We start from the raw sequence: 5659 nt of genomic DNA on the forward strand, positions 1-5659 counted from the left end.
ATTCGGCGATATCGAAATCAAGTTCTATCCGGATGTCGCGCCGAAACATGTCGAGAATTTCATTAAGCTGGCGAAGTCCGGGTTTTATAATGGGACGATTTTTCACCGAGTTATTCCCGGTTTCATGATTCAAGGCGGAGACCCGAATACGAAAGATTCATTCAAAAAGGAAATCTATGGACAGGGTGGCCCCGACCATACCGTCAAAGCGGAATTCAGCGATATCCCACACAAACGTGGCATTGTTTCTATGGCAAGAGCAGCTGATCCGGATTCGGCCGGCTCTCAATTTTTCATAGTCGTAGAGGACTCACGATTTCTGGACCGCAAGTACTCCGTGTTTGGAGAAGTCACGAAAGGAATCGGTGTGGCGGACAAGATCGCCAACTTAGCACGCGATGAACGGGATAACCCTAAAGAGCGTGTGGAAATGGCGGTCACGATCGTGGAGTAGTATCGGTCGACACGACGGGGTGGTTTTTCAGATGGCGCTGCTTATGGGGGCTCTACGCTGCGACCACAATCCCATATGCCTCGCCTGCGACATGAGTCTCCTGGGCATTCGGCACCATTCGTGTGTAGAGGGGTTTAAAAGGCTTCTATGCCGCGACAGCCCCGAACAATTATCAGCTGACCGGAGGAGATAAGACAACGGGTGGGGAAACGCGGAGCGACCATGTTGATAGTCGGGGCGAAGAACTGATTCGCGTATGAGACGTATTGTAATATGCGGCATTTTTAAGATATCGGCTGGCCTTCTGACTCCAGCACCGAGGCAATAAAGCCGCCTGCCGGGATCGCCAACAGCGGGCAGGGCGCCTTGCGAAGTACTCGCTCGCTATGGCTACCGCGCAGCGCATCGAGAAAACCATGGCGCCCTTCGGTGGTCATGACGATGAGATCCGCTTTGATTTCCTCGGCGGTCCCGCAGATCACATCCACCACATCTCCTTGCTTGATGACCGTATCCCATTGCCAGCCTGGCATATCGGAGTAGTGGAGGTCGGGCAAGTCTCCTTCCTCGCCGACATATAGAACTGTAAAGACGCCGACGGGGCGATTGAGCCGGTATGCCATCCGCACGGCGGCTTGGAGTGCCGCCTGGGCCGGCGGTCTGGAGGTGACCGGAATCAAGATGTTTGTCAACGAGACGGAACCATCGTGTGAAGAAACGAATCCGGCTACGCCTTTCGGGATGAAGAGAGTCATCTGCCGTGATTCCCGTGCAACGGGCACCGCGACGGACTTGCTGAGCCATGGAAGACAACCTTTGCTTTGATCAGTAGCGAGCACGATCAGATCTGTCGCGTGCTCGGCTATGTAGGAGGTGACTGATTCTATGGGATCTTGATGGACTGCTTGGACCTTCTTAACGTGGATACCCAATTGGGCGACATCGGATCGCCGACTGTTCATCGGCAGCAAGCCCCATCGCTCCAACGCCGCACGCACACCGGGGAACTCCATCCATTCCGTATTCCCATCGGAGGAGACATGAAGAATGGTCAGGTTGGCGTGAGCCATCAAGGCGGTTTTCAAGGCATGCGCGAACGCGCCTGCGCTCGCTTCGGTGAAATCGGATGGATGAAAAATGTTCCGAAGGATAGGGATGTTGAGCGAGTCTGGAAAAGACATGGCGATCCTCCTTAATGCCCATGGTGCTGGCAGTCGGGACCATGAGTGTGTGCTTGGGCGGCGGGTAGGGGCAGGAGAGATTGCCCTGGTAGAAAGATGTGCCCCGGTTCCCGCTTCTTCTTGAGATATGCCGCGATCTCCGGATGCCGCGTTTTTACATAACCGATCAGTCCTCCCAGAAACCGGCTCGACTGAAAATCACTCTCTGAAAATGCGGAGACGAATTGCGCGGCGCGATCCAGGATTTCCAGAGCGTCGGAGGCATCGGCAATTTGTTCGGGATCTTGTTTCCGAAACGCCTCGTACTCTTTTTTGAGATGCTCGGCAAAAACCGGTACAGGGCCGGCGGGGACGTGGAGTGGGCTGAGCGAGCGACGGAGCGCCTGGAGGGCCGTTACGACCTCGACATCCTGTCCGTCCCTTCGTCCATCGAAGTGGCCGAAGGTGACCACTTCGATCAAATTGAATAGCGCCGCGGCTTTGGCGCCTCCCAATTGGTCCAGTTCCTGATAGAAGTCTCGTCGAGCGGGCGCAAATTGCTCGCCGAGTCTTTTTTGCTGATAGTCGCTTCCGGTGTCGAGATAGGTGCAATCGGTGGGACATGAGATCCGCGTGAGGCGATGCTCGCCACAGCAGAGACTGCAGATCAAGCCTCCAAGGGCAGGGCACGGGCGTTTGCCTTTTCGATGGTGACAATACGAGCACGAGCTCATTTCTTCGTTCCTTCCGGACCGGGCTTGGGAGGTGGGGGGATAAAACCATAGTCCGCCAACGTACGCTTCTCGCTCTTTGGCTTCCCGATCGAAGGCGTTTCAAGTCCATTCATTTCCGCGGCATGCACATAGTGGTAGGGAACCAAGATAAGATTGTTCACTCGGTCGATGCTGACATCAGCCGGAGCCGGAAGATACTCGGCGATGACTTGGAAGCGATGATCCCGGGTCATACGCCAAATCTTGCCCTTGGCGATGTCCGATACGTACATATTACCCCATTGATCGAAATCCACTCCACTCAGGTTTTGGAAGCGACTGGTAAAGAACCCGTTTGATTCCAGCTCGGTCAGCTGTCCGTCTTGAGTTATTTCCAGAATCTTCCCTTTTTGCCGGCTCACGGTGATGAGATGATTCGTCCTGGGATGAATCGCGATTCCGGCGGGACCCGCAAGGCGTTCATCATGGATCAAAAGATCAACTCGATGATTGGTTGACGGATCGATCCGATAGATGGAGTTCGCCGCCTCGTCTGAAACGTACAAAATGCCGTCCGGGGCGGCTGCCACGTCGGTGAGTGATACTCGCATATGAGATGATGCCGGGAATGAGACCATGGCGAGGAGTTTGCCTGACGTCTTATCGAAGGCTTTCAGTTGATCGAGATCTGCGATGTAAAGAACTGGCCCCAGCACAGCCATCCCTTTCGGAGCATGCAGCAACACGCCAGCCACGCCACCTTGGATGAACTTCAGGTCGGTGACCTTTCCTTCCGCATTCAACTTTGTGATGAAGCCGTTGTTGTCCCTTGATTCCGGCTCGCCATTAATATTGGAGATGAAATATTCCTTTCCCGACGTGTCGCAGACGAAGCTATTGGGTGACTCCAAACCAGTGATTTGCGCGGCTTCGCCGCGAAGCGCCGAGCCTAGGCTGAGCATGGTGAGCAGTAATAAGTGGTGAGAGAACTTCACGGACAAAGGCGGGTTATCCAGATTTTCACCGAGAGTCATCGTACCGGAGGAGCAAAGAAGCTGTCAAGAAAGGTTCGGAGGGTTGGAGGCAAGGAAGGGATATGGCGAACGTTGACTTGCATAAAATTCCCCTGCTAAGTTGCGACGGCTTACTTGCCCGAATAGCATAGGGGAGGGGATCGTGGCCGCACAATTGATTGATGGTAAAGCGCTCGCGCAACAGGTTCGTGATTGTCTGGCGAAAGAATCGGCTGAACTGTTCGCCAAGAAGTCGATGAAGCCGGGTCTTGCGACCATTTTGGTGGGCGATGATCCCGCCTCACATGTGTATGTTCGAAACAAGCAAAAGGCCTGCGAATTGGCGGGGATTTACGTTGACGATCACAAGCTCCCGGCAAACACGACCCAGGCCGAGTTATTGGCGCTGATCGACAAAAAGAATACTGATCCCAAAATCCATGGAATTCTCGTTCAGCTCCCGCTGCCCAAACACATCGACAGCAAGGTCATTCTGGAAGCCGTTTCGCCGCTCAAAGACGCAGATGGGTTTCACCCCTATAACTTCGGCCGGCTGGTGGAGGGGCACCCGGTTTTCGAAGCCTGTACACCCAGGGGTGTCATCAAGATGATCGAGTCGACGGGCTTGGCAATAGAAGGTAAACGAGCGGTTGTGGTGGGACGGAGCAATATCGTGGGGAAGCCGCTGGCGCTCATGCTTCTTCAGAGGAACGCGACGGTCACAGTCTGTCATTCCAAAACCAGAGACCTTCCGGCGGTTTGCCGTGAGGCGGAGTTGCTTCTCGTCGCGATCGGGAAAGCGAAGTTTGTGACGGCCGACATGGTGCGCGAGGGCGCGGTCGTTATCGACGTGGGAACAAACAAGACTCCTGAAGGCAAGCTGTGCGGCGATGTAGATTTTGACATGGTCAGGCAAAAGGCCGGCTGGATCAGTCCGGTCCCCGGTGGGGTTGGCCCAATGACCATTGCAATGCTGCTCGAAAATACCGTGGAGTCGGCCAAGAGGGCGGCAGGAATGATATGAGGGGCCATTTATGAGTCGAGAGCCACAGCGCCTAATCGATGCCCTCAACCGAGGGGTGTTTGCAGTCACGGTCGAATATAATCCTCCCCAGGGCACCAACATCTCGTCCGTTCTCGAGAATGCCAAACAGCTTGTCGGGCGAGTACACGGTGTGAATGTTACCGACAATACCGCCGCCGTGGTTCGTGCCGGCTCACTCCCCGTCTGCCGCCTGCTGTATGAGTTGGGGCACGACCCCGTGATGCAGTTGACCTGTCGAGATCGCAATCGGATCGCCATGCAGTCGGATCTTATGGGCGCGCATATGCTGGGGATCAGAAATATTTTGTGCCTCACAGGCGATTATCCGACGGTCGGTGATCATAAAGAAGCGAAGCCGGTGTATGATCTGGATTCGGTTCAAGTCATGCAACTCGTGCAAGGATTGAACAACGGTCACGACATGGCCGGGCATAAGCTGGACGGTTCGACCGCGTTTATGATCGGTGCCGCCGTCACACCGGAGGCCGACCCACTCGGGCCGATGCTCGCCAAGTTCGAAGTGAAGGTGAAGGCGGGCGCCCAATTTTTCCAGACGCAAGCGGTGTACCATCCGGAGCAGTTCGCGAGCTTTATGAAAGCGGTCCGCTCCTATAAGGTCAAGGTCCTTGCCGGTATCCTCGTGCTGCGCAACCACAAGATGGCGGAGTTCATGAACGAGAATATTCCCGGCATCTCAGTCCCAAACGAGATGATCGAAGAGCTCAAAGCCGCCGGGGAGAAGGCAGAGGACGTGGGAGTCGACATTGCCGTACGGACGATTAAGGCGGTTCGACCGCACTGCGACGGCGTCCATATCATGGCGATCAAAGCAACACATCGGTTGGCCGAGATCATCACCAAGGCCGAATTGAACTGATGACGATTCTCGATTTCCAGCAGTTTAAACGGGACAGGAAGAAACTCGCAGTCGTAACGGCCTATGATGCGCTGTTCGCACGTATCGTCGAGCAAGCGGGGATCCGGGTGATTCTTGTCGGGGATTCGCTGGGTATGGTGGTACAGGGAAAATCCAATACGCTGACGGTCACGATGGATGACATGCTGTATCATACCAAGCTGGTCGCCGGCGTGGTACAGCGAGCTCTGGTGATTGCGGATATGCCGTTTATGTCCTATCAGGCCAGCACAGAAGAGGCCCTACGCAATGCGGGCCGATTGTTGCAGGCAGGCGCCGTTGCAGTGAAACTGGAGGGGGGGGCCGTGATGGCGGAGCGAATTAAAGCCATGACGAGCGTGGGGATTCCTGTCATGGG

At 55.1% G+C, this 5659-nt stretch carries 7 protein-coding genes; 4 read left to right on the top strand and 3 right to left on the bottom strand.

Annotation, left to right across the window (positions count from 1 at the left end; all coding sequences use genetic code 11):
• On the top strand, window positions 1-454 hold a 454-nt coding region (locus tag ACOSYY_RS09790), incomplete at its 5' end, for a peptidylprolyl isomerase (protein ID WP_421662098.1).
• A gap of 284 nt (window positions 455-738) precedes the next feature.
• On the opposite strand, the gene ACOSYY_RS09795 is transcribed toward ACOSYY_RS09790, so the two are convergent.
• Genes ACOSYY_RS09795 through ACOSYY_RS09805 form a run of 3 tightly spaced genes read right to left on the bottom strand, consistent with a single transcriptional unit; the run spans window position 739 to window position 3328 of the window.
• On the bottom strand, window positions 739-1635 hold the full coding sequence (locus ACOSYY_RS09795) for a universal stress protein (protein WP_421662099.1): 897 nt from the start codon (window positions 1633-1635) through the stop codon (window positions 739-741).
• Between the two features lie 11 nt (window positions 1636-1646).
• Complete coding sequence (locus ACOSYY_RS09800) at window positions 1647-2348, bottom strand: hypothetical protein (protein ID WP_421662101.1); 702 nt, start codon at window positions 2346-2348, stop codon at window positions 1647-1649.
• A complete protein-coding gene (locus ACOSYY_RS09805; RefSeq protein ID WP_421662102.1) occupies window positions 2345-3328 on the bottom strand; it encodes an NHL repeat-containing protein in 984 nt (327 codons plus the stop codon). The genes ACOSYY_RS09800 and ACOSYY_RS09805 overlap by 4 nt, the downstream gene beginning before the upstream one ends.
• Window positions 3329-3503: 175 nt before the next feature.
• On the opposite strand from ACOSYY_RS09805, the gene folD reads away from it, so the two are divergent.
• The 3 genes from folD to ACOSYY_RS09820 form a co-directional block, all read left to right on the top strand.
• Window positions 3504-4364: a bifunctional methylenetetrahydrofolate dehydrogenase/methenyltetrahydrofolate cyclohydrolase FolD gene (folD, locus tag ACOSYY_RS09810; RefSeq protein WP_421662104.1), complete on the top strand. Its 861-nt coding sequence runs from the start codon at window positions 3504-3506 to the stop codon at window positions 4362-4364.
• Between the two features lie 10 nt (window positions 4365-4374).
• Entirely contained in the window at window positions 4375-5262 is an 888-nt protein-coding gene (locus ACOSYY_RS09815) for a methylenetetrahydrofolate reductase (protein WP_421662105.1), read from the top strand.
• Window positions 5262-5659: 3-methyl-2-oxobutanoate hydroxymethyltransferase (locus ACOSYY_RS09820; RefSeq protein WP_421662106.1), on the top strand; the 398-nt coding region annotated here is incomplete at its 3' end. The genes ACOSYY_RS09815 and ACOSYY_RS09820, both read left to right, overlap by 1 nt.

It is taken from the genome of Nitrospira sp. BLG_2 (assembly GCF_049222245.1).

Bases quoted from the DNA above. Each gene is read 5' to 3' on its own strand.
- ACOSYY_RS09795 (WP_421662099.1), bottom strand. From the start codon at position 1,635: ATGTCTTTTCCAGACTCGCTCAACATCCCTATCCTTCGGAACATTTTT.
- ACOSYY_RS09800 (WP_421662101.1), bottom strand. From the start codon at position 2,348: ATGAGCTCGTGCTCGTATTGTCACCATCGAAAAGGCAAACGCCCGTGC.
- ACOSYY_RS09815 (WP_421662105.1), top strand. From the start codon at position 4,375: ATGAGTCGAGAGCCACAGCGCCTAATCGATGCCCTCAACCGAGGGGTG.